This is a genomic window from Mobilicoccus sp. (genome assembly GCF_032060985.1).
GTDB lineage: Bacteria > Actinomycetota > Actinomycetes > Actinomycetales > Dermatophilaceae > Mobilicoccus.
On record NZ_DAMBGD010000007.1, the window covers coordinates 38,765 to 60,288 of the forward strand.

At 70.6% G+C, this 21,524-nt stretch carries 20 protein-coding genes, 1 pseudogene and 1 riboswitch; of the genes and pseudogenes, 10 read left to right on the forward strand and 11 right to left on the reverse strand.

Annotated features, from left to right (window positions below; translation table 11 throughout):
- Positions 1–9 precede the first annotated feature (9 nt).
- A complete protein-coding gene (locus RT054_RS07365) occupies positions 10–1,461 on the reverse strand; it encodes an MFS transporter (RefSeq protein ID WP_312718716.1) in 1,452 nt (483 codons plus the stop codon).
- On the reverse strand, positions 1,458–2,174 hold the full coding sequence (gene deoD / locus RT054_RS07370) for a purine-nucleoside phosphorylase (RefSeq protein WP_313022824.1): 717 nt from the start codon (positions 2,172–2,174) through the stop codon (positions 1,458–1,460). The genes RT054_RS07365 and deoD overlap by 4 nt, the downstream gene beginning before the upstream one ends.
- 205 nt (positions 2,175–2,379) lie before the next feature.
- Here deoD and RT054_RS07375 point away from each other — a divergent pair, with 205 nt between their 5' ends.
- The 4 genes from RT054_RS07375 to RT054_RS07390 all read left to right on the forward strand — a co-directional run bounded on the left by RT054_RS07375 (position 2,380) and on the right by RT054_RS07390 (position 8,400).
- Positions 2,380–3,024: a hypothetical protein gene (locus RT054_RS07375; RefSeq protein ID WP_313022825.1), complete on the forward strand. Its 645-nt coding sequence runs from the start codon at positions 2,380–2,382 to the stop codon at positions 3,022–3,024.
- Positions 3,025–3,492: 468 nt separating this feature from the next.
- Complete coding sequence (locus RT054_RS07380; protein ID WP_313022826.1) at positions 3,493–4,017, forward strand: hypothetical protein; 525 nt, start codon at positions 3,493–3,495, stop codon at positions 4,015–4,017.
- A gap of 131 nt (positions 4,018–4,148) precedes the next feature.
- A complete protein-coding gene (gene clpB, locus RT054_RS07385; protein WP_312718712.1) occupies positions 4,149–6,788 on the forward strand; it encodes an ATP-dependent chaperone ClpB in 2,640 nt (879 codons plus the stop codon).
- A 214-nt stretch (positions 6,789–7,002) separates the two neighbouring features.
- Positions 7,003–8,400 (forward strand): sodium:alanine symporter family protein, encoded by a 1,398-nt coding sequence (locus RT054_RS07390; protein ID WP_313022827.1) that lies wholly within the window; start codon positions 7,003–7,005, stop codon positions 8,398–8,400.
- Positions 8,401–8,550: 150 nt separating this feature from the next.
- Here RT054_RS07390 and RT054_RS07395 read toward each other — a convergent pair whose 3' ends face one another.
- The 5 genes from RT054_RS07395 to RT054_RS07415 all read right to left on the reverse strand — a co-directional run bounded on the left by RT054_RS07395 (position 8,551) and on the right by RT054_RS07415 (position 12,486).
- The gene (locus RT054_RS07395) at positions 8,551–9,198 is read right to left on the reverse strand and encodes a TenA family protein (RefSeq protein WP_313022828.1); all 648 of its coding nucleotides are present in this window, start codon (positions 9,196–9,198) and stop codon (positions 8,551–8,553) included.
- A gap of 1 nt (position 9,199) precedes the next feature.
- On the reverse strand, positions 9,200–10,030 hold the full coding sequence (thiD, locus tag RT054_RS07400; RefSeq protein WP_313022830.1) for a bifunctional hydroxymethylpyrimidine kinase/phosphomethylpyrimidine kinase: 831 nt from the start codon (positions 10,028–10,030) through the stop codon (positions 9,200–9,202).
- Positions 10,027–10,677, reverse strand: coding sequence for a thiamine phosphate synthase (thiE, locus tag RT054_RS07405; RefSeq protein WP_313022832.1), 651 nt, complete (start codon positions 10,675–10,677; stop codon positions 10,027–10,029). The genes thiD and thiE overlap by 4 nt, the downstream gene beginning before the upstream one ends.
- Positions 10,674–11,492, reverse strand: coding sequence for a hydroxyethylthiazole kinase (gene thiM / locus RT054_RS07410; protein ID WP_313022836.1), 819 nt, complete (start codon positions 11,490–11,492; stop codon positions 10,674–10,676). The genes thiE and thiM overlap by 4 nt, the downstream gene beginning before the upstream one ends.
- Positions 11,482–11,576, reverse strand: a riboswitch (TPP riboswitch). Its footprint overlaps the gene before it by 11 nt.
- 121 nt (positions 11,577–11,697) lie before the next feature.
- Complete coding sequence (locus tag RT054_RS07415; RefSeq protein ID WP_312718703.1) at positions 11,698–12,486, reverse strand: exodeoxyribonuclease III; 789 nt, start codon at positions 12,484–12,486, stop codon at positions 11,698–11,700.
- Between the two features lie 115 nt (positions 12,487–12,601).
- On the opposite strand from RT054_RS07415, the gene RT054_RS07420 reads away from it, so the two are divergent.
- The 3 genes from RT054_RS07420 to pyrE all read left to right on the forward strand — a co-directional run bounded on the left by RT054_RS07420 (position 12,602) and on the right by pyrE (position 15,752).
- Positions 12,602–14,236, forward strand: coding sequence for a heparinase II/III family protein (locus RT054_RS07420; RefSeq protein ID WP_313022840.1), 1,635 nt, complete (start codon positions 12,602–12,604; stop codon positions 14,234–14,236).
- Positions 14,237–14,378: 142 nt separating this feature from the next.
- Positions 14,379–15,173, forward strand: coding sequence for an SDR family oxidoreductase (locus RT054_RS07425; protein WP_313022843.1), 795 nt, complete (start codon positions 14,379–14,381; stop codon positions 15,171–15,173).
- A gap of 33 nt (positions 15,174–15,206) precedes the next feature.
- On the forward strand, positions 15,207–15,752 hold the full coding sequence (pyrE, locus tag RT054_RS07430) for an orotate phosphoribosyltransferase (protein WP_313022845.1): 546 nt from the start codon (positions 15,207–15,209) through the stop codon (positions 15,750–15,752).
- 250 nt (positions 15,753–16,002) lie between these two features.
- Here the strand turns inward: pyrE and RT054_RS07435 are convergent, their stop codons facing one another.
- Positions 16,003–16,686 carry a VTT domain-containing protein gene (locus RT054_RS07435; protein WP_312718749.1) on the reverse strand — a complete coding sequence of 228 codons (684 nt, stop codon included), beginning with the start codon at positions 16,684–16,686 and terminating at the stop codon, positions 16,003–16,005.
- Between the two features lie 148 nt (positions 16,687–16,834).
- Here RT054_RS07435 and RT054_RS07440 point away from each other — a divergent pair, with 148 nt between their 5' ends.
- Positions 16,835–17,479: a TrmH family RNA methyltransferase gene (locus tag RT054_RS07440; RefSeq protein ID WP_312718698.1), complete on the forward strand. Its 645-nt coding sequence runs from the start codon at positions 16,835–16,837 to the stop codon at positions 17,477–17,479.
- A gap of 37 nt (positions 17,480–17,516) precedes the next feature.
- Entirely contained in the window at positions 17,517–17,861 is a 345-nt protein-coding gene (locus RT054_RS07445) for an MGMT family protein (protein ID WP_313022848.1), read from the forward strand.
- Between the two features lie 185 nt (positions 17,862–18,046).
- Here RT054_RS07445 and adhP read toward each other — a convergent pair.
- Positions 18,047–19,063: pseudogene (adhP, locus tag RT054_RS07450) on the reverse strand (alcohol dehydrogenase AdhP).
- A gap of 263 nt (positions 19,064–19,326) precedes the next feature.
- Between adhP and fbaA the strand changes: the two are divergent.
- Positions 19,327–20,355 (forward strand): class II fructose-bisphosphate aldolase, encoded by a 1,029-nt coding sequence (gene fbaA, locus RT054_RS07455; protein ID WP_313022850.1) that lies wholly within the window; start codon positions 19,327–19,329, stop codon positions 20,353–20,355.
- Positions 20,356–20,509: 154 nt separating this feature from the next.
- Here fbaA and RT054_RS07460 read toward each other — a convergent pair whose 3' ends face one another.
- Together RT054_RS07460 and RT054_RS07465 are read right to left on the reverse strand one after the other, a co-directional pair.
- Positions 20,510–21,037, reverse strand: a complete 528-nt coding sequence (locus RT054_RS07460; RefSeq protein WP_312718693.1) for an SRPBCC domain-containing protein — start codon at positions 21,035–21,037, stop codon at positions 20,510–20,512.
- The gene (locus RT054_RS07465) at positions 21,034–21,363 is read right to left on the reverse strand and encodes a helix-turn-helix domain-containing protein (RefSeq protein WP_312718691.1); all 330 of its coding nucleotides are present in this window, start codon (positions 21,361–21,363) and stop codon (positions 21,034–21,036) included. Before RT054_RS07465 ends, RT054_RS07460 begins: the two co-directional genes overlap by 4 nt.
- Positions 21,364–21,524: the final 161 nt, after the last annotated feature.

Genomic DNA, 21,524 nt, shown 5'->3' on the forward strand with positions numbered 1-21,524 from the left:
GCGGGGCCGTCAGGTGTGGGCGATCTCCGCGGGGTCGTCGACGCGACCGAGCGCGGCGTCGCGGCGGGTGAGGGCGACGTGGGCGACGCGGTGGACGAGCAGAGCGAGCAGGGCGACGAGGGCGATGACCCACAGGATCGTCGCGTAGCGCATCCCGGCCGGCGTGGTCGCGGTGCTCGCCCACGTCATGAAGCGGGGATCGACGTCGAGCAGCGCCGCGGTGGCCGCGATGCCGAGCGGGATGGCGATGTTGATCGTGAGGTTGTAGAACCCGATCGCGACGCCGGAACGCTCGGGCGGGATGTCCCGGATCGCCGTCGACACGAGGGGCGCGTACAGCAGGGCGAAACCCGAGCCGAACAGCGTGATCGACACGATGAAGATCCACGTGCCCGCCTCCGGTGCGATCGCGGGGCCGGCGAGGGCGACCACGATCATCCCGATGGCGAGGGTGATCGCCGGGGCTGAGTCCAGGCGGCGCGCGATCCGACCCGACGCCACGCCCACGAGCACGGCGCACAGGTAGCCGGGGACGAGCAGCAGGGAGGCGGTGCTCTCCGGCAACCCGTACAGGTCGCCGACGAGGAACGGAAGCATGAACAGGTAGGCGAGCTGCGCCGAGTAGAGGATGAAGACGACGGCGAGCATGCTCGGGTAGCGCGGCTCGGCGAAGAACGATCGGTCGACGATGGCGCCGTCGTCGCGGCGCACGTGCCAGACGAACAGTCCGGCCGCGGCGGCGACGGGCAGCATCCACCACCACGAGAACTCCTGGAGGAACATCATCACGCCGGTCGCGACGACCGCGACGAGGAACAGCCCCAGGGCGTCGACGCGGTTCGCGGTCACCTCGTGCTTGGGCACCGTGCGCAGCACGCTCGGGAGCGCGAGGAGGCAGACGAGGGGCACGAGGAAGAACATCGTCCAGTGCACGTAGGTCGCGATGAACCCGCTGGCCAGAGCCCCGATGAGCAGGGACGACTGGAACGCCGCCGTGCTGAATCCCAGGTAGGTCTTCTGATCCGCGCGCGGCAGGTACTTCGTCACGTAGATGACGTAGAGCGTCTCCGCGGCGGCGAGGCCGGTGGTCTGGACGACGCGGCCGGCGAGGATCCCCGGGAACGACGTGCGGAACGCGAACCCGATGAGCGATCCGGCGCAGATGAGCCCCACCGCGACGATGAGCAGCTTGCGGATGCTCACGCTGTCGGCGAGCGCGGCGTAGACGACCGCCCCGATGCCGACGATGACGCCGGCGAGGGTCGCCTGCAGGCTCACGGTGGAGGCGGACAGGCCGAGGTCGTCGCCGATCGACTTGGAGACGAACTTGAATCCGTTGTCGATGACGAGGGAGAAGACGAAGAGGAACAGGATGACGGGGACGGCCCGCTTGGGGTTCGGGCCGCTGAGCACCCGGGTGGAGGCGTCGGAGGAGGCGGGGTGGTCGGCGGGGGTGCTCATGCGGTCACCGTCGCGAGGGCGACCTCCATCATCGCGGTGAACGCGGTCTGGCGTTCCTCCGGCGTCGTGTGGGTGCCGGTGACGAGGTCGTCGCTGACGGTGAAGACACCGAGCGCCTCGACGCCGGCGGCGGCCGCGTTGGCGTACAGACCGGCCGACTCCATCTCGACCGCGAGGACGCCCATCCGCATCCACCGCTGGAGCGCCGACTCGTCGGCGTTGTAGAAGATGTCGCTCGAGAGCACGTTGCCCACGTGGACCCGGTGCCCGCCGTCTCGGGCGGCGGCGACGGCGCGCTCGATGAGCCGGTAGGAGCCCGTGGGGGCGTACGTGCCGGGGACGCCGAACTGGGAGAGGTAGTTGCTGTCGGTCGAGGCGGACTGGCCGATGACGATGTCGTAGAGCCCGACGCCCTCCTGCATCCCGCCGCACGATCCGACTCGGACGAGGGTCTTCACGCCGAAGGTGTGGATGAGCTCGTGGCTGTAGAGGGAGATCGAGGGGATGCCCATGCCGCTACCCATCACGGAGACCTCACGCCCCCGGTAGGTGCCCGTGAAGCCGAGCATGTTGCGGACCTGGTTGAAGCAGACCGCGTCCTCGAGGTACGTCTCGGCGATGAACTTGGCGCGGAGGGGGTCGCCGGGCATGAGCACGACGTCGGCGATCGGGGCGCCCTTGGGGTCGATGTGCGGGGTGGAGGGCGAGGTCACGGCGGTGCTCCCTTGGACGGCGACGATGGGGTCGCAACCGACGCTATGAGGCGATGGAACATCGATCAAGGGGGTTGGAAACAAATGTTCCGCACCTGATCCGACGGGTGTCTCGGGGGGCGCCGCGCCTCGCCACTGGCTACCCTTTCGAGGAACGAGCGTGCCCGTCCCCAGACGTGTGCGCCCCTGACGAAAGGACGCATCCATGGTCGTCTTCGGTCTCCTCCTCGTGCTTCTCGGCCTGGGAGCCGGCGCGTTCGCCATCTGGGTCGCCACGGCCGGCACTGCTCAGACGACGGTCGAGGGCGCCTCCGGCATGGCCGTCGACATCGGCGGAAGCAGCCTCGTCGTCCAGACACTCACCCTCGTCATCCTCGGCATCGTCGGCCTCCTGCTCATCGCGTTCGGGTTGTGGCTCATGGTCGCCGCGAGCAAGCGCAAGATGCGCGAGTCCAAGGAGCGCCGCGAGCTGCGCAAGACGCAGAAGCGCCAGGAGAAGGACCTCGCCGAGACCCGTCGTCGCCTGGGTGAGGAGCCCGCCCGTCCGACGGCCCCCGCGCCTGCCCCCGCCCCTGCTCCGGCGGCGACCACCGCGCCCCCTCAGGCCCGCCCTGCCGGCCGTGAGGAGGTGCGTCGTGTCGACGTCGGTCATGACGAGGCGCGTCGTGAGGACGTGCGTCGCGAGGACGTGCGTCGTGACGGTCACGGCCGTGGCGGGCTCGACCGCGAGGGCGTCGTCGAGGAGCGCGACGGTCGCCCCGCCGCCGACGGCACCGAGTACGAGGGTGGCAGCTCGCCTGCCGGCCGTGACGACCGCATCCCGCCGGTGGACGGCCCCGGCCGGCGCTGACGCACCCAGCCCGCGGCGCGGCCGCGACATCCACGCGATCCCCCGTCCTCACCTTCGAGGGCGGGGGATCGCGCATCGGCCGTGTTCGTCTCGGTCCGTGGTCGTCGTCGTGCCGGCGTGCGGAACTGTGGGCGCCGCGGGTCTCGTCACCGGGGCGCGCGGATGACCAGGCGCGTGGCGTGTGCACGAAGGGCCGGTGTCTCACGTTCGTGTCCGAGTTCCCGGCCGCAACCACGTCGGGGTCGACCCGGTCGAGTGTCGTCGGCGCCCGGTCATGCCGAGGATCGGCCGTCTGGTGGCGGGCGATCAGCGCCCGCGATTGCGGGGGTGGTCTCGGGCCTGGCGCTCGTTCCCGCGTCGATAGTTGCCCGTGAGCCGCGCCATCAGTTCCTGCGGGTCGTCCTTTTCGACGTCTTCGAGAAAGGCAGCTGCTCTGGCCCCTCGGAGGGTCGTGGCAGGCTTCCCGCTGTGAGTGATGACGATGTCCTCGCCGCGCTCGAAGTAGTCGAATCCGACAGGTGCGGGCATGTCCGTGAGTCTACGGACGGCACTGGTCCCGACCACCGAATATTCGCCCGCGCCGCCGATGGTGCGGTCCCGTGTCGAGGTGTCGAGGGGCAGGTTCGCCGGGACCCGGGACCATCCGGCCGGTCAACCGTCGGGAATGCTGGGATGCCGGACCGAGAGGTCTGTTCCCACGACGAATCCGTCTCGGGCACCCGTACGGCAGTCATCGAGGATGAGCCGCGATCCCGTGTCTCCCTCCACGGCGGCGAGTCCTGCACTGCCGGCCGGACCGACACCATCGACATCACCGTCGCCGACCTTGCCCACGTCATCGACCGGGCCCAGCGCCGGACTCACGGCGACGAGACCCACGCAATCGCTCTGGTGGTCGACGACGAGGCCGAGGAGTCGCTCGACCGCGGACACGGCTCCCTCGGCGCCGATCCACGGCGTCCCATGGTCCTGAGCGCCCGCATCCGCCGCTGACAGAGGGCGCGTGTCTGTGCCAAAGTTGAGTGGAATAGACGCAGGTTTAGGGTCGTTGTGACTGGTGACACGTGGACTGTGGTCCACCGACACATCATGACGACAGATTCACGCCCATGAGGAGGGCCCGGATGTCTCTTCAGCTCACCACGAAGGCGCAGGACGCCTTCTCGACGGCCGTGCGTACCGCCGCCGCGGACGGGCACGCCCACGTCGAGGCGGCCCACCTGCTCAAGGCCCTCACCGACCAGGCCGACACCACCACCGGTCCGCTGCTCGACGCCTCCGGCAGCTCGATGCTCGCCGCCCGTCGCGCCGCCGACGCCAAGCTCGCGCAGCTGCCCACCGTCTCCGGCTCCACGGTGACCTCGCCGACGCTGTCCCGTGGCGCGCAGAGCGTGCTCGAGCAGGCGCGGCAGGTCATGGAGGCGATGGGGGACACCTACGTCTCCACCGACCACCTTCTCCTCGCGCTCGCCCGCACGGGCGAGTTCGGGCTCGACGCCGAGGCCATCGACCGGCTCGTCCCGCAGATGCGCGGCGGGGGCAAGGTCACCTCGGAGGACCCCGAGGACCAGTTCAACGCCCTGCAGAAGTACGGCACCGACCTCACCCTCGCCGCCCGCGAGGGCAAGCTCGACCCGGTCATCGGGCGTGACTCCGAGATCCGCCGCGTCATCCAGGTGCTCTCGCGGCGCACGAAGAACAACCCCGTGCTCATCGGCGAGCCCGGGGTCGGCAAGACCGCCGTCGTCGAGGGTCTCGCCCAGCGCATCGTCGCGGGCGACGTGCCCGAGTCCCTGCGTGACAAGCGGCTCATCGCGCTCGACCTCTCGGCGATGGTCGCGGGCGCGAAGTACCGCGGCGAGTTCGAGGAGCGGCTCAAGGCCGTGCTCACCGAGATCCGCCAGGCCGAGGGCAAGGTCATCACGTTCATCGACGAGCTGCACACGATGGTGGGCGCCGGCGGTGGCAGTGAGGGCGCGATGGACGCGGGCAACATGCTCAAGCCCCTGCTCGCCCGCGGTGAGCTGCGGCTCGTCGGCGCGACGACCCTCGACGAGTACCGCAAGTACATCGAGAAGGACGCCGCGCTCGAGCGCCGGTTCCAGCAGGTGTTCGTCGGCGAGCCCAGCGTCGAGGACACGATCGCGATCCTCCGCGGCCTCAAGGAGCGTTACGAGGCGCACCACAAGGTCGCGATCGCCGACTCGGCGCTCGTCGCGGCCGCGTCGATGTCGGACCGGTACATCCAGGCGCGCCAGCTCCCCGACAAGGCCATCGACCTCGTCGACGAGGCCGCCTCCCGGCTGCGCATGGAGATCGACTCCAGCCCCGTCGAGATCGACGTCCTCCGTCGCCAGGTCGACCGGCTCAAGATGGAGGAGCTGCACCTCTCCCGCGAGACCGACGAGGCCTCCCTCGACCGCCTCGACCGGCTCCAGGCCGACCTCGCCGACCGGCAGGAGGAACTCGCCGCCCTCACCGCACGATGGGAGGCCGAGAAGGCCGGACTCAACCGCGTCGGTGACCTCAAGGCCCGTCTCGACGAGCTGCGCAGCACGTCCGAGCGGCTCCAGCGCGAGGGCGACTTCGCCGAGGCGTCGAAGATCCTCTACGGGGAGATCCCCGCGCTCGAGAAGGAGATCGACGCCGCCAGTGCGGCCGAGGACGCGGCGGTCGCGGCCGACCCGATGGTCAAGGAGGAGGTCGGCGCCGACGACATCGCCGACGTCATCTCCAGCTGGACGGGCATCCCCGCCGGGCGCCTGCTCGAGGGGGAGACCGAGAAGCTGCTCCACATGGAGGAGTACCTCGGTGCGCGCCTCGTCGGGCAGGGTGAGGCGGTGCGAGCGGTGAGCGACGCCGTGCGGCGCAGTCGGGCCGGGATCGCCGACCCCGACCGCCCGACGGGCAGCTTCCTGTTCCTCGGCCCCACCGGCGTCGGCAAGACCGAACTCGCCAAGTCGCTCGCCGACTTCCTCTTCGACGACGAGCGCGCCATGGTGCGCATCGACATGAGCGAGTACAGCGAGCGGCACGCGGTCGCTCGGCTCATCGGCGCGCCTCCCGGCTACGTCGGCTACGACGAGGGCGGCCAGCTCACCGAGGCCGTGCGTCGACGCCCGTACTCCGTCGTGCTCCTCGACGAGGTCGAGAAGGCCCACCCCGAGACCTTCGACATCCTCCTGCAGGTGCTCGACGACGGTCGCCTCACCGACGGCCAGGGCCGCACGGTCGACTTCCGCAACGTCATCCTCGTGATGACCTCCAACCTCGGCAGCCAGTTCCTCATCGACGAGACCCTCACGTCCGAGGCCAAGCGGGAGGCCGTCATGGCGGCGGTGCGGGTCGCGTTCAAACCGGAGTTCCTCAACCGCCTCGACGAGACGGTGATCTTCGACCCGCTGTCGACCGACGAGCTGTCGCGCATCGTCGACCTGCAGGTCGACGCGCTGGGTCGTCGACTCGGCGACCGGCGCATCACCCTCGAGGTCACCGACGGTGCCCGCGAGTGGCTCTCGATGACCGGCTACGACCCGGCCTACGGTGCCCGCCCGCTGCGCCGGCTCGTGCAGAAGGAGATCGGGGACCGGCTGGCCAAGGCGCTGCTCGCGGGGGAGGTGCGCGACGGTCAGAGGGTCACGGTCGACGTCGACCTGCTCGAGGACCAGCTCGTCCTCACCGGCGCGGAATCTGTCCCGACCTCCGAGTCCGCCCCGGCCGACGCCGAGGAGGACATCGTCGACGCGGAGGTCGTCGAGGACTGACGCCCCGTCTCCCGGCGGTGCGCCCCGCCCGTCCCATCGACGGGCGGGGCGCACTCCTATGTCGGTGAGAGCGCTCACAGTCGGCCGGTCGACCTGCGGGTCAGGCCCCTTCGCCTCGGTGGCGCTGACAGAATCCCCTGGGCGGTGGCCCCGCGTGTGCCGCTCCGAGGCCGGGCCACCCGTCGTGTGCGCCGACGATCAAAGGGACGGGTGGATGCAGGACTTCCTCGAGGGCTTCCTCGACGCCAACAAGGCCGTCAACGGGTTCGTGTGGGGACCGGTCATGCTCGTGGTCCTCGTGGGCACGGGTGTGTACCTCTCGGTGCGGACGGGCTTCTTCCAGGTGCGCCGATTCGGCTTCGCCATGCGAAACACCATCGGCCGCGTCCTCACCCGCCGCAGTCGTCAGGCCGACTCCGAGAACATCAGCGGCTTCCAGGCCGTCTCCACCGCTCTCGCCAGCACCGTCGGCACCGGCAACGTCGTGGGCGTCGCCACCGCCATCAGCCTCGGCGGGCCGGGAGCCGTGTTCTGGATGTGGATCAGCGCCTTCTTCGGAATGATGACGAAGTACGGCGAGATCGTCCTCGCCCTCAAGTACCGCGAGGTCAACGCCGAGGGCCGCTACGTCGGTGGACCGATGTACTACATCGCCAACGGCCTCAAGCAGCCGTGGCTGGCCTACCTGTTCGCGATCTTCGCGACCCTCGCCACCTTCGGCATCGGCAACATGACCCAGGCCAACTCCATCGCCGGAGCGGTCGAATCCAGTTTCGGCGTCGACCGCCTCATCACCGGGATCGTTCTCGTCGTGCTCACCGCGGTCGTCATCCTCGGCGGCATCAAGAGCATCGCCCGAGTCACCGAGAAGCTCGTGCCGTTCATGGCCGTCTTCTTCATCGCCATGTCGATCGTGCTGCTCGTCCTCAACGCCTCCGAGCTCATCCCCTCCCTCGTCCTCATCGTCGAGGCCGCGTTCAACCCGTCCTCCGCCCTCGGCGGCGCCGCCGGATACACCATCGCGAACGCGATCCGGATGGGGATCGCCCGCGGCGTGTTCTCCAACGAGGCCGGCCTCGGCTCGGCTCCGATCGCTCACGCGGCCGCCAACACGCGTGAGCCCGTCGAACAGGGCCTCTGGGGCATCTTCGAGGTGTTCGTCGACACGATCGTCATCTGCACGATGACCGCGCTCGTCATCGTCACCACCGGCGTGTGGCGCTCCGAGCACGAGGGCCCCGCGCTGACGATCGCCGCGTTCAACCACGGGCTGCCCGGCACGGCCGGTGGCATGGCCCTCACCGTCGGCCTCGCGATGTTCGCCTACTCGACGATCCTCGGCTGGTCCTACTACGGCGAGAAGAGCCTGGAGTTCCTCTTCCGGCGCACCTCCCAGGTCAAGACCGCGATCTGGATCTACCGCGTCGTCTTCGTCGCGGCCGTCCTCGCCGGATCCGTCGGCAGCCTCAAGGTCGTGTGGGACATCGCCGACACGCTCAACGGGCTCATGGCCATTCCCAACCTCATCGGGGTGCTCCTGCTCTCCGGCGTCGTCATCCGAGAGACGAAGAGCTACCTCCAGCGTCACGCCGCCGGCGAGATCGAGGACTGAGGCGACGCCGCCGGCCGATCGCACCGAAGGGGGCCGTGGTGGGACATCCCACCGCGGCCCCCTCCTCGTCCCTCCGGATCGGCCTGTCCCTGGCCACCCCACCCCTTGACAGCCATCGGAGCGTCGTCATCCGGGGTTGCGGCGAGGCGCTCAGATCGGCCAGGTCTCCGTGCGCCAGGCCGCGTCCCAGAACATCCACTCGAACTTCGAGGCCGTCTCGTAGGCGACGTGCATCCGCTCGACGGTCGAGGCCGAGGCCTCCTCGGCGCACCGGTCGGCGACGGCCTTGGCCTTCTCGACCGATTCGGCGAACGCCGGATCCGAGTACATGCCGATCCAGTCACCGTAGGGGTGCCTGTCCAACGGCGCCGCCTGTTCGAGGAGGTGCTCTCCCACGTCGGCGTAGATCCAGAAGCAGGGCAGCACGCCCGCGACGGCGACGGCGTAGGAGCCCTGGGTCGTGAGCGACTGCAGGTACGACGTGTACGCGAGGCACGTGGGCGAGCGGGTGAACGCGGCGAAGTCCTCGACGTGTGCGCCGTGGAGTTCTCGCTCGACGACGAGGGTCGTCTTGGCGTCCTCCGCCCAGAACAGCAGCTCGTCGGGATCGGTCGCCTGGCCGGCGAGTGTCGCGAGAACCCGACCGTAGTCGGCGAGGTAGAGCGCGTCCTGCGCCATGTAGTAGACGAATCGCTCGCGGTCGAGGCTGCCGTCGGCGAGGCCGCGGACGAACGGGAGGTCGTCGATGGCCCGGCGGATCGGCAGCGAGCGCTCCCAGGTGTCGGTCGAGAAGGACATGTCAGCTCCAGAGGGCGTGGAAGTGGTGGACGGGACCGTGACCGTGGCCGACGTGCAGCTCGTCGGCGCGCTCGAGGGCGCCCGTGAGCCAGGCCTTGGCGTCGTGGGCGGTCGTGCCCCAGTCGGGGCGTTGCGGGCGGAGCGCGGCGAGCGCGGAGGACAACGAGCATCCGGTGCCGTGGGTGTTCGGCGTGTCCACCCGGGTGGCGGTGAGTTCCTGGACGTCGTCGCCGTCGAGGAGGACGTCGATGGCGTCGTCGGTGAGATGCCCACCCTTGAGGTACACCCGCCGCGCTCCGAGATCACGCAGTCGGTGGGCCTGCTCGTGCATCCCGGAGACGGAGGTCGCCGGATCGCGGTCGAGGAGGACGCCGGCCTCGGCAAGGTTCGGCGTGATGAGGCTCGCGAGCGGCACGAGGTCGCGCACGGCGTCGACCGCGTCGTCGGACAGCAGCCGGTCGCCGCTCGTCGCGACCATCACGGGGTCGAGGACGATCGGCAGTTCGGCCCTGCCCTCGTCGGCGCGCAGCCTCTCGAGGAACGCGCGGACGGCGGCGGTGACCTCCGTGTCGGCGAGCATCCCGATCTTGACGGCATCGGGCCGGATGTCGTCGTAGAGCGTGTTGAGCTGATCGGTGACGAACGCCGCCGGAATCGGGTGGACCCCATCCACCCCGCGCGTCGACTGCGCGGTGAGCGCCGTGATCACACACATGCCGTAGGCGCCCAGGGCGCTGAACGCCTTGAGGTCGGCCTGGATGCCAGCCCCGCCCGAGGGGTCGGAACCGGCGATGGACAGGGCCTTGGGTGGGGTGGTCGCGGGTGTGGTCATCGTGCGTCCTTCCAGCGGGTGAGCAGGGCGGCGGCGGCCTCGCGCGGGTCGGGGGCGGCGCAGATCGCACTGACGACGGCGGCGCCGTCCACCCCGGTCGCGGCAAGCATCCCGATGCGGTCGATCGTGATGCCGCCGATCGCGACGCACGGCCATGGACTCGCGGCGACGAGGTCGGCGAGCGCGGCGAGGCCCGAGGCCGTGGCGGCATCGGGTTTGGTCGTCTGGTCGAACACCGGCCCGAGGCCGAGGTGATCGAGCGTCCCGGTGGGCAGGGCGTGCGCGGCCTCGACGTGGGCGAGGGTCTGGCACGACAGCCCGAGGAGGCGGTCCGGCCCGAGGAGGTCCCGGGCGGTGACCGGATCGAGGTCGGTCTGCCCGACATGCGCGCCCTCGGCGCCCGCCGCCTCGACGAGGTGGACCCGGTCGTTGAGGAGGACGGGGACTCCCGTTCCGTCGAGCGCGTCGACGACGGAGCGGGCCATCGTGACGAACTCGGTGTCGTCGCACCGTGGGTCGCGCACCTGGACCAGGGTCGCGCCCCCGTCGACGGCGGCCCGAGCGACGTCGGCGACACGGTGGGGCCCGCCGCACATCGCGGTGTCGGTGACGAGATAGAGGGTGAGGTCGCAGGCCGGGCGGCTCACGACAGACGCACCGCCTCCGCGAGGTCGTCAGGGGTGAGGAGCGCGAGGTGGTCGAGGAGGGCGACGGCGAACGATCCGGGGCCACGACACTCCGTGGCGGCGCGGTCGGCGGCCACGGTGAGGTGCGCGGTCGCGGCCGTGGCCGCGGTGAGGGGCCGCGTCACCGCCGCGTAGGCGGCCATGAGCGCACCGAGCGCACAGCCCACGCCGGTGACGCGCGTCATGAGCTCGTGGCCGTTGTGGACGCGCGTGAGCACGGCGCCGTCGGTGACGTGGTCGACCGGGCCGGAGACCGCGACGACGCATCCGTGCTGCTCGGCGAGGGTGCGGGCCTGCTCGAGAACGGCCTCGGGGGTGTCGGCCGAATCGACGCCGCGCCCACCTCCACCACCGAGCAGCCCGGAGATCTCCGACGCGTTCCCGCGGATGATCGTCGCCGGGTGTTGCGTGAGGAGGTCCCGCGCGGTCTTCGTGCGCCACGGGAGACCGCCCGCGGCGACCGGGTCGAGCACCCACGGCGTCCCGGACTCCCGGCATCCGTCCACGGCGGCCTTCATGGCCTGCGTCGTGTCGTCGTACGGGGTGCCCGTGTTGACGAGCACACCGCTCGCGACCTGCGCGAAGATCCCCGCCTCGTGGGGGTTGTCGACCATCGCGGGCGCGGCCCCGGCTGCGAGGAGCACGTTCGCCGTCCACGGGGCGACGACGATGTTCGTCAGCGACTGCACGAGCGGAGACTGGCCCCGTAGCCGCGCGAGAGCGTCCGCGAGGTCGGTGGGGGAGATCCCTGCGGGAGGCAGGGGTGGGGCATTCATGCGACGTCCCTTCGCTAGCACGACCTAGGCAGGTTCGACGGGTGTGATCTCAGCGCCTCCTCGGGCGCACCCCGCGTCGTCCCACCACTCTAGACGCCCCCTCGACCGTCCGCCCGCGCACCCCGAGCCCGCACACCCCGAGGCCGGTGACGTCGTCGATGACATCATCCGGTCCGGCTGGGGGTGACGTGGGGTGCGGAGGGGGTCAGTCCGAGAGTGAGACGAGGACCGGGGCGTGGTCGCTCGCGCCCTTGCCCTTGCGTTCCTCACGGTCGATGGCCGCGCCGTCGACACGCGCGGCGAGGGTGGGGGAGGCGAGGGCGAAGTCGATGCGCATGCCCTGCTTCTTGGGAAAGCGGAGCTGCGTGTAGTCCCAGTACGTGAACTGTCCCTCGGTGTGGGGTCGCACGACATCGGCGAATCCGGCGTCGACGACGGCCTGGAACGCGGCGCGCTCCGGGGCTGACACGTGGGTCTTCCCGACGAAGAACCCCGGATCCCACACGTCCTCGTCGCGCGGCGCGACGTTCCAGTCGCCCATGAGGCATACCTGAGCGGCGGGGTCCGCGGCGAGCCACCCGGCTGCGGTGTCGCGCAGGGAGGCGAGCCAGTCGAGCTTGTAGGCGTAGTGCCGATCCTCGAGGCTGCGGCCGTTGGGGATGTACAGCGACCAGATGCGCACCCCGGCGCACGTCGCCCCGATCGCGCGGGCCTCGGCGACCGCGTCGGGCTCACCCCAGCGCGGCATCCCCTCGAAGCCGATCTCCACGTCCGCCAACCCGACCCGGCTGACGATCGCGACACCGTTCCACTGGTTGAGACCGTGGAAGGCGACCTCGTATCCGGCGTCCTCGAACACCTGCAGGGGGAACTGGGCGTCCTTGCACTTGGTCTCCTGCAGCGCGAGAACGTCGAGGTCATGACGTTGCAGGACGCCCACGGCCCGCTCGGCTCGGCTGCGGACGGAGTTGCAGTTCCAGGTCGCGATACGCACGCAGCCACCCTAGTCGCCACCTCCGACGTGCCTCGAAATGCGTTGGGAATGAACGAATTACTCAAGTTCCTGCGCCGGCGGCCGATCAAGAGGGGACGCCGAGCCAGGAGCTGTCATGCCCACCTTCCCTCGCCGCCCCCTCGGACCGGTCAGCGCAAGCGTCGTCACCGCCGCTGCCGCGCTCGTCCTCCCCCTCGCCGCGCCCGCAGTCAGCAGCGTCGCCGCCGACAGGACGACCCCCCAACGTTCCGTCGCGCAGCGGCAGTGGGCGGACGCCCGATGCGGTGCACCGGCCTCCGAGCCCGTCCGCAATGGGAAGCCGATGACGGTGAGAGTGCCGCCCACCCGTCCGTTCACCGTCGGGCGCATCCCGGCGAGCGCCTGGTCACGGCCCGCCTCCTCCGACCCGACGTGGCAGCTGAGCTTCTACGGCCTCGACTGGATGAAGCCGCTGGCGAAGCGGGCCTTCGACGACCGCCAGGACGCCCAGCTCGCCGCGCTCGTCGCGCAGGCCGACAAGTTCTACGTCCAGCATCCCGATCGTGGGTCGAACGCGCTCGGATGGGACGAGGGCACATCGCTGCGGCGCCTGCACGTCCTCACCTGTCTCTCGATCGTCACCGGGGACCCGCGGCTCACGTCGCGGATGGCCACCGAGGTGCGTCTCCTGTTCGGGCCTCGCTACTACGGCCCGCCGAACCATCCCGTGCACAACCACGGGCTCATGGCGAACGTCAACATCCGCGCCGCCGGTGAGATCGTCGGACGGGAGGATTGGGTGCGTGCGGCCGAGGCTCGCATGCGCCGCGAGGCCGGCATGGCGTTCACGAAGGCGGGGACGTCGTACGAGCAGTCGGCCTGGTACCACCTCGTCAACACGATGATGTGGCGGTCGGCAGGTGAACGGATGGCGAAGGGCGCCTCCGCCGACCCCGCCGTGCGCGCGATCCTCGCGCAGACGGAGCGCTCGATGGCCGTCGGTCGGTGGCTCACCGAACCCGACGGTGATCTCGTGCAGATCGGCGACACCCCCCGCAACCCCGGATGGAAACCGGTCGGCAGGGAGAGGCCCGGCGTCTTCCGCGACAACGAGGCCGGGATCGCCGTGGGCAGATGGTCGTGGACCGACCCGAAGACCACGTACTACACGGTGCGGTACGGACCCGCCCGGTTCGCGCACGGGCATCCCGACAAGGGCGGGGTGACCTGGTCGGCCCGCGGCACGCGGGTGCTCGTCGGACCCGGCTACTACGGCTACGACTGGCGCAACTCCTATGCCGCCTACGCCCGTCAGGCGCACTCCCACAACGTCGCGTGGCCGACGAGGGGGCGGGCCAACCCTCGCGCGACCGCCGCGGTGCGGTCCGCCTCGACCAAGGGCCGAACCCACACGTGGCGGGTCCTCGACCGGGAACACGGCGTCGCCCACACCCGCGACGTCCGGGTCGATCACCCGAGCGCGACGCTCACCGTCTCCGACACCTACCCGAGGCGGACGGCGCTGCGGCAGTCATGGCACCTCGACCCGGGGTGGCGTCTCGTCACCAGGCGCCCCCGGAACCTCGTCTTCCGCGATCATGCGGGGCGTACGCTGCGTCTCGTCACCGACGGCGCCGTCGTCGACATCTCGCGCGGCCGCACCCGTCCCGTGGCCGGGTGGAACTATCCCAGTGCCGGCAGTCGGATTCCCGCCTACGAGATCACGACGGGTGGCACCGGCACCGTACGGACGACCTTCACGGTGCGCTGACCCCGCCCGCCGGGCACCGCGATCGATCCCGTCCCCGCGACGACGGTGACCCCGACGCGATCACGGGCGAGGGCAACGTCGTGCCACGCCGGGTCGTCCGGACAGCGCGCGGGTGGTCAGCGGGCGGGCCTAGGCTCGCGGCATGACCATCGCACTCGTCACCGGGGCCAGCGCCGGGATCGGCCGGTCCTTCTGCCGCGAACTCGCCCGCACGGGCCACGACGTCGTCCTCGTCGCGCGCGACCGCACCCGTCTCGACGATCTCGCCCGCGAGCTGGAGTCCTCCTACGGCGTGGCCACCGAGGTGCTGCCCGCCGACCTCTCCACCGACGAGGGCCGCGACGCCGTCGCCGCGCGCCTGGGGGAGCAGGGCGACCGCGCGGTCGACCTGCTCGTCAACAACGCCGGTTTCGGGCTCAAGACGTCGTTCTTCAACTCCGACGTCGCCGACGAGCAGCGCCAGCTCGCCGTGCTCTGCGAGTCGGTGCTCGTCCTCACCCACGCCGCCGGACGGGCGATGCGGGCGCGGGGTCGTGGGCACATCGTCAACGTCTCCTCGGTCGCCTCCTACGTGACCATGGGCAGCTACTCCGCGTGCAAGTCGTTCGTCACCACGCTCACCCAGTCGCTCGCGATCGACCTGGCCGGCAGTGGCGTCGGCATCACGGCCCTGTGTCCGGGCTACACGCACACGGAGTTCCACTCCCGTATGGGGGCCGGCATGGAGGACGTGCCCGGATTCATGTGGCTCGACTCCGACCGCCTCGTGCGCGACTGCCTGCGCGACGTCCGCGCCGGCAAGGTGATCTCCACGCCGGGCGCGTTCTACCGCAGCGCCGAGATGATCACAGGCGTGCTGCCGCGTGGGGCGGTGAGGCGGCTGTCCGCGGCGATGATGGGTTCCGAGGGCCCCTCGCGCGAGCGAAACGGGCGATGACGCCTCCCCTGGGTGCTGACCTAGTCTGAGCCCATGACCGCACGCGACCAGCTGCTCGAGCTCATCAAGGACAAGGCCGTCGTCCACGGCAAGGTCACCCTCTCCTCCGGCAAGGAGGCCGACTACTACGTCGACCTGCGCCGCATCACCCTCGACGGCGAGGCCGCCCCGCTCGTCGGGAAGGTCATGCGCGAGCTGACGACCGACCTCGACTTCGACGCCGTCGGGGGCCTCACGATGGGCGCCGACCCCGTCGCCACCGCCATGCTCCACGCCGCTGCGGCCGACGGTGCGCGTCTCGACGCCTTCGTCGTCCGCAAGGCGGAGAAGGCTCACGGTCTGCAGCAACGCATCGAGGGGCCGTCGATCACGGGTCGCCGGGTGCTCGTCGTGGAGGACACCTCGACCACCGGCGGATCCCCGCTCACCGCGGTCGAGGCGTGCCGGGAGGCCGGTGCCGAGGTCGTCGCCGTCGCGGTCATCGCCGATCGGTCCTCCGGGGCCGCCGAACGCATCCAGGCCGAGGCGGACGTCCCCTACCGCGCGGCGTACGGTCTCGCGGACCTCGGCCTCGCCTGAGGCCCGGCCGCACCCGGACCGGCATGACATGGCCCGCCCCGCGTGTTCGTGGGGCGGGCCATGTGCGTCGGCATGAGGTCGGGGCCGCAGGGGGGGCTCCGGCCCCAGACCACGTTCCGCCCGTGCTCCTCCCATGGGGGGAGCGCGGGCGCGGGTTCGCGCGCATCACGGCGATCGCACGCGGCCGGAGGTCCTGCCGCCGGAGATCATGCGCCACCCGCAGTCGGGTCGACGCCCGACGACAGCCCGCTCAGGGCTCGCGGCGGCGGGCCTCGACGGCGTCGTCGACGGCATCGACCGCCTCGCGCACGATCGCCTTGCTGCGGCGCTTGTGGACGACGAACTCGAACACCATCGGCAGGACCGAGACGAACACGATGAGCAGGATCGCGGCCTCGAGGTTGTCGTGGACGAACTGGATCCCGCCGAGGAAGTAACCGAGAAGCGTGATGCCCGTCGCCCACAGCACGGCGCCGACGCCGCTCCACGTGAAGAACCGGCGGCGGTCCATGCGGCCGACGCCGGCGACGACCGTGATGAACGTGCGCACGATGGGGACGAATCGCCCGATGACCAGGGCCTTGTTGCCGTACTTGTCGAAGAAGTCGATGGTCTGGTCGAAGTACTTCTTCTTGAGGAACCGACCGTCCCGGTGGTAGAGGGGCTCGCCGATGGCGCGGCCGATCTCGTAACCGACGACGTTGCCGAGGAACGCGGCGATCGAGAGGATCACGCACGCCGGGGCGATCCCCATCGCGACGTCGCCGCGCTTGATGAAGAGGCCGACGGAGAACAGGAGCGAGTCGCCGGGAAGGATCGGGAACAGCAGACCGCACTCGATGAAGACGATGGCGACGCTGACCCAGAAGAACTGGGTCCCGAACTGGTCGAGGAGGTATTGGGGGTCCATCCAGTCGGGACCGAGGGCAGGCATCACGTCTTCAGGGTAGCGGTGCGTCCCTGAGTGGCCCCTGGGCGAAATCGTGGGTGGCTCGACTCGCGCACCCGCACGCGGCGCGCACGTGGTGCTGCTCCCGCCGGAGGGCGGTGGCGCGGGGTCGGGGTCCGTAGACTCACCGCTCGTGGAATCGCGCATCGTCGGTGTCGGGCCGTGGCCGGGTGGGCCGGAGGCGTGGCCGCGCGATCCCGGCGGCGACGTGGCCGCACGGTACGACCCCGATCTCCTCGCCGCGGGCGACACCCGCAACGTCGAGGACCGGTACCGCTACTGGCGGCACGACGCGATCGTCGCCGACCTCGACACCCGCCGGCACGCTCTTCACGTCGCGGTCGAGAACTGGGAGCACGACTTCAACATCGGCTCGATCATCCGCACGGCCAACGCCTTCAACGTCGGCGCGTTCCACATCGTCGGGCGTCGGCGATGGAACCGGCGGGGGGCGATGGTCACCGACCGCTACCAGCACGAACACCACCACGCCGAGGTCGCGGGACTCCTGGCGTGGGCGCGCGCGCAGGACTACGCGGTCATCGCCGTGGACAACGTCCCCGGCAGCGTGCCGCTGGAGACCTTCGACCTCCCGCGGCGGTGCGTCCTCGTGTTCGGGCAGGAAGGGCCGGGGCTCAGCGTCGAGGCACTCGCCGCCGCGCAGGCCGTCGTCCACATCACCCAGTTCGGCTCGACCCGGTCGATCAACGCCGGGGCCGCGGCGGCGATCGCGATGCACGCCTGGGTGCGTCGGCACGCGGAGATCCCGCCGGGATGAGTCGGCCGGAGGGGGGAGGACTCATGGGTGGGACACGGTGAACGACCTCGTCGTCGAACACGTCCTGAGGGCGGTGGAGTGCGTCCCACCCGGGCGGGTCGTCTCCTACGGCGCGATCGGGGCGCTCGTGGGCGTCGGCCCGAGGCAGGTCGGCGCCGTCTTGCGGGAGTACGGCGATGGAGTGACGTGGTGGCGGGTGACGAACGCGTACGGCGACCTGACCCCGGAGCTGCTCCGCGGCGCTCGTCCGCACTGGGCGCAGGAGGGCATCCTCGTCAAGCGGAACGGGCGCGGTTGCGTCCTCGCCGACCACCGTGTCGACGAGGAGGCCTGGTCGGCGGCCTACCGCAGTGCCACCGCCGACCTGCCTCCCTGCCGCTGAGGCGTGACCCGTGCCGCGCCGACCTCACGCCGAGCTGATCGAGCGCGGCGTTCCCCGCGTGCGGCGTTCGCCGCGTGTCGCGTTCACCGCGTGCCAGGATCACCGCATGTCCCGCGTCGTTCCGGCTCGCGACCGGCACCCGGGGTGGAGCGGTGCGGACCGCGCGCGGTCCTGCGGACGGCTGCTCAGTACTGCAGCACGACCCGGCCGTCGATGCCGCCCGCGCGCATCTCGTCGAAGACGTCGTTGATCTCGGCGAGCTCGCGGCGGTGCACCCGCGGGTGGATCTTGCCCTGGGCGTAGAAGTCGGCGGCCTCGACCATGTCCTGGCGGGTGCCGACGATCGATCCGCGGATCGTCAGCCCCTGCAACACGATGTCGAAGATCGGGGCGGGGAAGTCCCCCGGAGGCAGGCCGTTGAACACGATCGTGCCGCCGCGGCGGGACATCCCGATCGCCTGGCCGAAGGCCGACGGGTGACGGCCGTGACGAGGACGCCGTGAACGCCGCCGGTCTGCTCCTGGATCGCGGCGATCGGATCCTGCGTCGAGGCGTCGACCGTGACCTCGGCGCCGAGTTCCCGCGCGAGGGCGAGCTTGTCCTCCGCGACGTCGACCGCAGCGACCCGCAGGCCCATCGCGACCGCGTACTGCACGGCGATGTGCCCGAGCCCCCCGATGCCGGAGATCGCCACCCACTGCCCGGGGCGGGTGCCGGTGCACTTGAGGCCCTTGTAGACGGTGACGCCGGCGCACAGGATCGGTGCGACCTCGAGCGGGTCGCAGCCCTGGGGCAGGCGGGCGGCGTACGTCGCGTCGACGAGCTGTACTGGCCGAACGACCCGTCGACCGTGTAGCCGCCGTTGCGCTGCTGCTCGCAGAGGGTCTCCCAGCCGGTGCGGCAGTACTCGCACACACCGCAGGCCGACCACAGCCAGGCGTTGCCGACCAGGTCGCCCACGGCAAGGCCCTCGACGCCGTCACCGAGCTTCTCGACGCGTCCCACCCCCTCGTGGCCGGGGATGAACGGCGGGGTGGGTTTGACCGGCCAGTCGCCGGAGACGGCGTGGAGGTCGGTGTGGCACACCCCGGAGGTGAGTGTGCGGACCAATGCCTGGCCGGGCCCGGTTCGGGCACAGGGACGGAGGTGACCTCGAGCGGTGCTCCGAAGGCGGTGGCGACGGCGGCCTGCATGTCGGCCATGACGTGCTCCTCTCTCACCGGGGCCGGGTCCCACCTCTCGGGACGAGGTGCCCGCCCCGATCCGGGACGACGCTATGAGGACGAGATCGGCCCGAAAAGGGCCGTAGTGCCCGGGTGATCCGGACGTGTTCACCCGCTGCGGACGGCGCTGGTGATCGGCGCCCGGTCTCCCGGCCCGGGCGTGAGCCCGGCCACCTAGGATGGAGAGCAGCCCTGCTCCGCGCATCGGGCGCGGACGAGCCGACGAACAGCAAGGAGCAACCGTGCCCATCGCAACTCCCGAGGTCTACGCCGACATGCTGGACCGGGCGAAGGCGGGATCCTTCGCCTACCCGGCGATCAACGTGTCCTCCAGCCAGACGCTCAACGCCGCGATCAAGGGCTTCGCCGACGCCGGCAGCGACGGCATCGTCCAGGTCTCCACGGGTGGGTCGGAGTACCTCTCCGGTCCCTCGATCAAGAACATGGTCACCGGTGCGTTGGCGCTCGCCGCCTACGCGCAGGAGGTCGCGAAGAACTACGACGTCAACATCGCGCTCCACACCGACCACTGCCCCAAGGACAAGCTCGACGGGTTCGTGCGCCCGCTGCTGCAGGCCTCCGCCGAGCAGGTCAAGAAGACGGGTCTGCCGATCTTCCAGTCGCACATGTGGGACGGCTCCGCGGTGCCGCTCGACGAGAACCTCAAGATCGCCCAGGAGCTCCTCGCGCTCGCGAAGGCCGCCGACATCATCCTCGAGGTCGAGATCGGCGTCGTCGGTGGCGAGGAGGACGGCGTCGCCAACGAGATCAACGAGCAGCTCTACACGACGCCCGAGGACGCCATCGCCACCGTGGAGGCGCTCGGCCTCGGCGAGAACGGCCGCTACATGGCCGCGCTGACCTTCGGCAACGTGCACGGCGTGTACAAGCCGGGCAACGTCAAGCTGCGCCCGGAGATCCTCAAGCAGTGCCAGGACGCGATCGTCGCCAAGTACGGCGACAAGGCCGGCGACAAGCCGCTCGACCTCGTGTTCCACGGTGGCTCCGGCTCCCTGCCGCAGGAGATCTCCGACGCGGTCGACTACGGCGTCGTCAAGATGAACGTCGACACCGACACCCAGTACGCCTTCACCCGCCCGGTCGCCGGGCACATGCTCCGCAACTACGACGGTGTGCTCAAGATCGACGGCGAGGTCGGCAACAAGAAGCAGTACGACCCCCGCGCGTGGGGCAAGGCCGCCGAGGCCGGCATGGCTGCCCGCGTGGTCGAGGCGTGCGAAGACCTCCGCAGCGCCGGCACGCACAAGTGAGCCGTCGCGTTCCGCGCACGTGAGTCGCGGCGGTCACCGACCGCCCGCGCCGACCAGGGCCCCCGTCACCGATCGGTGACGGGGGCCCTGGCATGGGTGTGCCCGGGTGCCTCGCGGGAGGTCGGGTCCGTTCCGTCGTGAGGCGGCGTCGGGGTCAGATGCCGGACCCGGGCATCGCGTGCCCGGTCTCGAGGTAGGTCTTCATGCCTGCGAGGATCCAGGGCCACCCGCCTCCTCCCTGACGCGCGTCCCCGGTGCCTTCGACGTCGCGGGCGGTGTTCTGGGCGCCCGTGCAGTCGTGGGTGAGGGTCAGCGCGGTGAGGGGTCCCTCGTGCTCGACGAGTTCCCAGGTGAGGGTCGTCTCCTGCTGGTGCCAGGCCGCGACCCAGGTCTGGACGAGACGGGAGGGCGGATCGGACTCGAGGACACGACCGGTGACGGCGACGTCACCCATGCCCATCCTCTTCATCTCCTCGGTGGTGTGGCTGACGTAGTCGCCGCCCTCGCGGAGGTCGTACTCGACGATGCCTCCGTAGCCGTACTTCGTGCTGAACTCGCCCGTCGTGATGGCGTCCCACACGCGCTGCGCGGGGGCCTCGATGTAGATGCGGAAGACCTGGATCTCCGGCGCCTGACGTTCGGTGCCGTCGTGCATCGTCTGCGGCGTGGTCTCGTTGCTCATGGTGAATCCTCCAGTGCACGTTTCAGTTCGGTGAGGGCCGTGACGTGGTGCCGGGTGTACTTGTCGATCCAGCGGTCGTGGATCAACCGGATGGGGACCGCGTTGAGGTGGTGGAGCTTCGTGCGTCCCTGTCGGCGAGTGACGATCAGCCCCGCGTCCTCGAGGAGCCGCAGGTGCTTGGCCACGCCGTAGCGCGTCATGTCGGTGTGCGTCGCGACGACGGCCTCCAGGTCGCTCTGGCTCCGCCCGTCCTGCTCGAAGAGGGCGTCGAGGAGCAGCCGCCGCGTCCGGTCGGCCAACGCCTTGAACACCAGGTCGTCGTCCATGCCGCGACAATAGGTGACCAAAAAGTCACGTGGCAATGGTGAGCGGCGTCCTGGCGTCCTGGGGACCGGCGTCCGCCGACACCCGCGTCGTGTCGCGGCGCAGGGCGCGCTGGGAGGGGTGGGTGGTCTTCGGAGGACGGGGTCGGTGACCATGGAGGGAC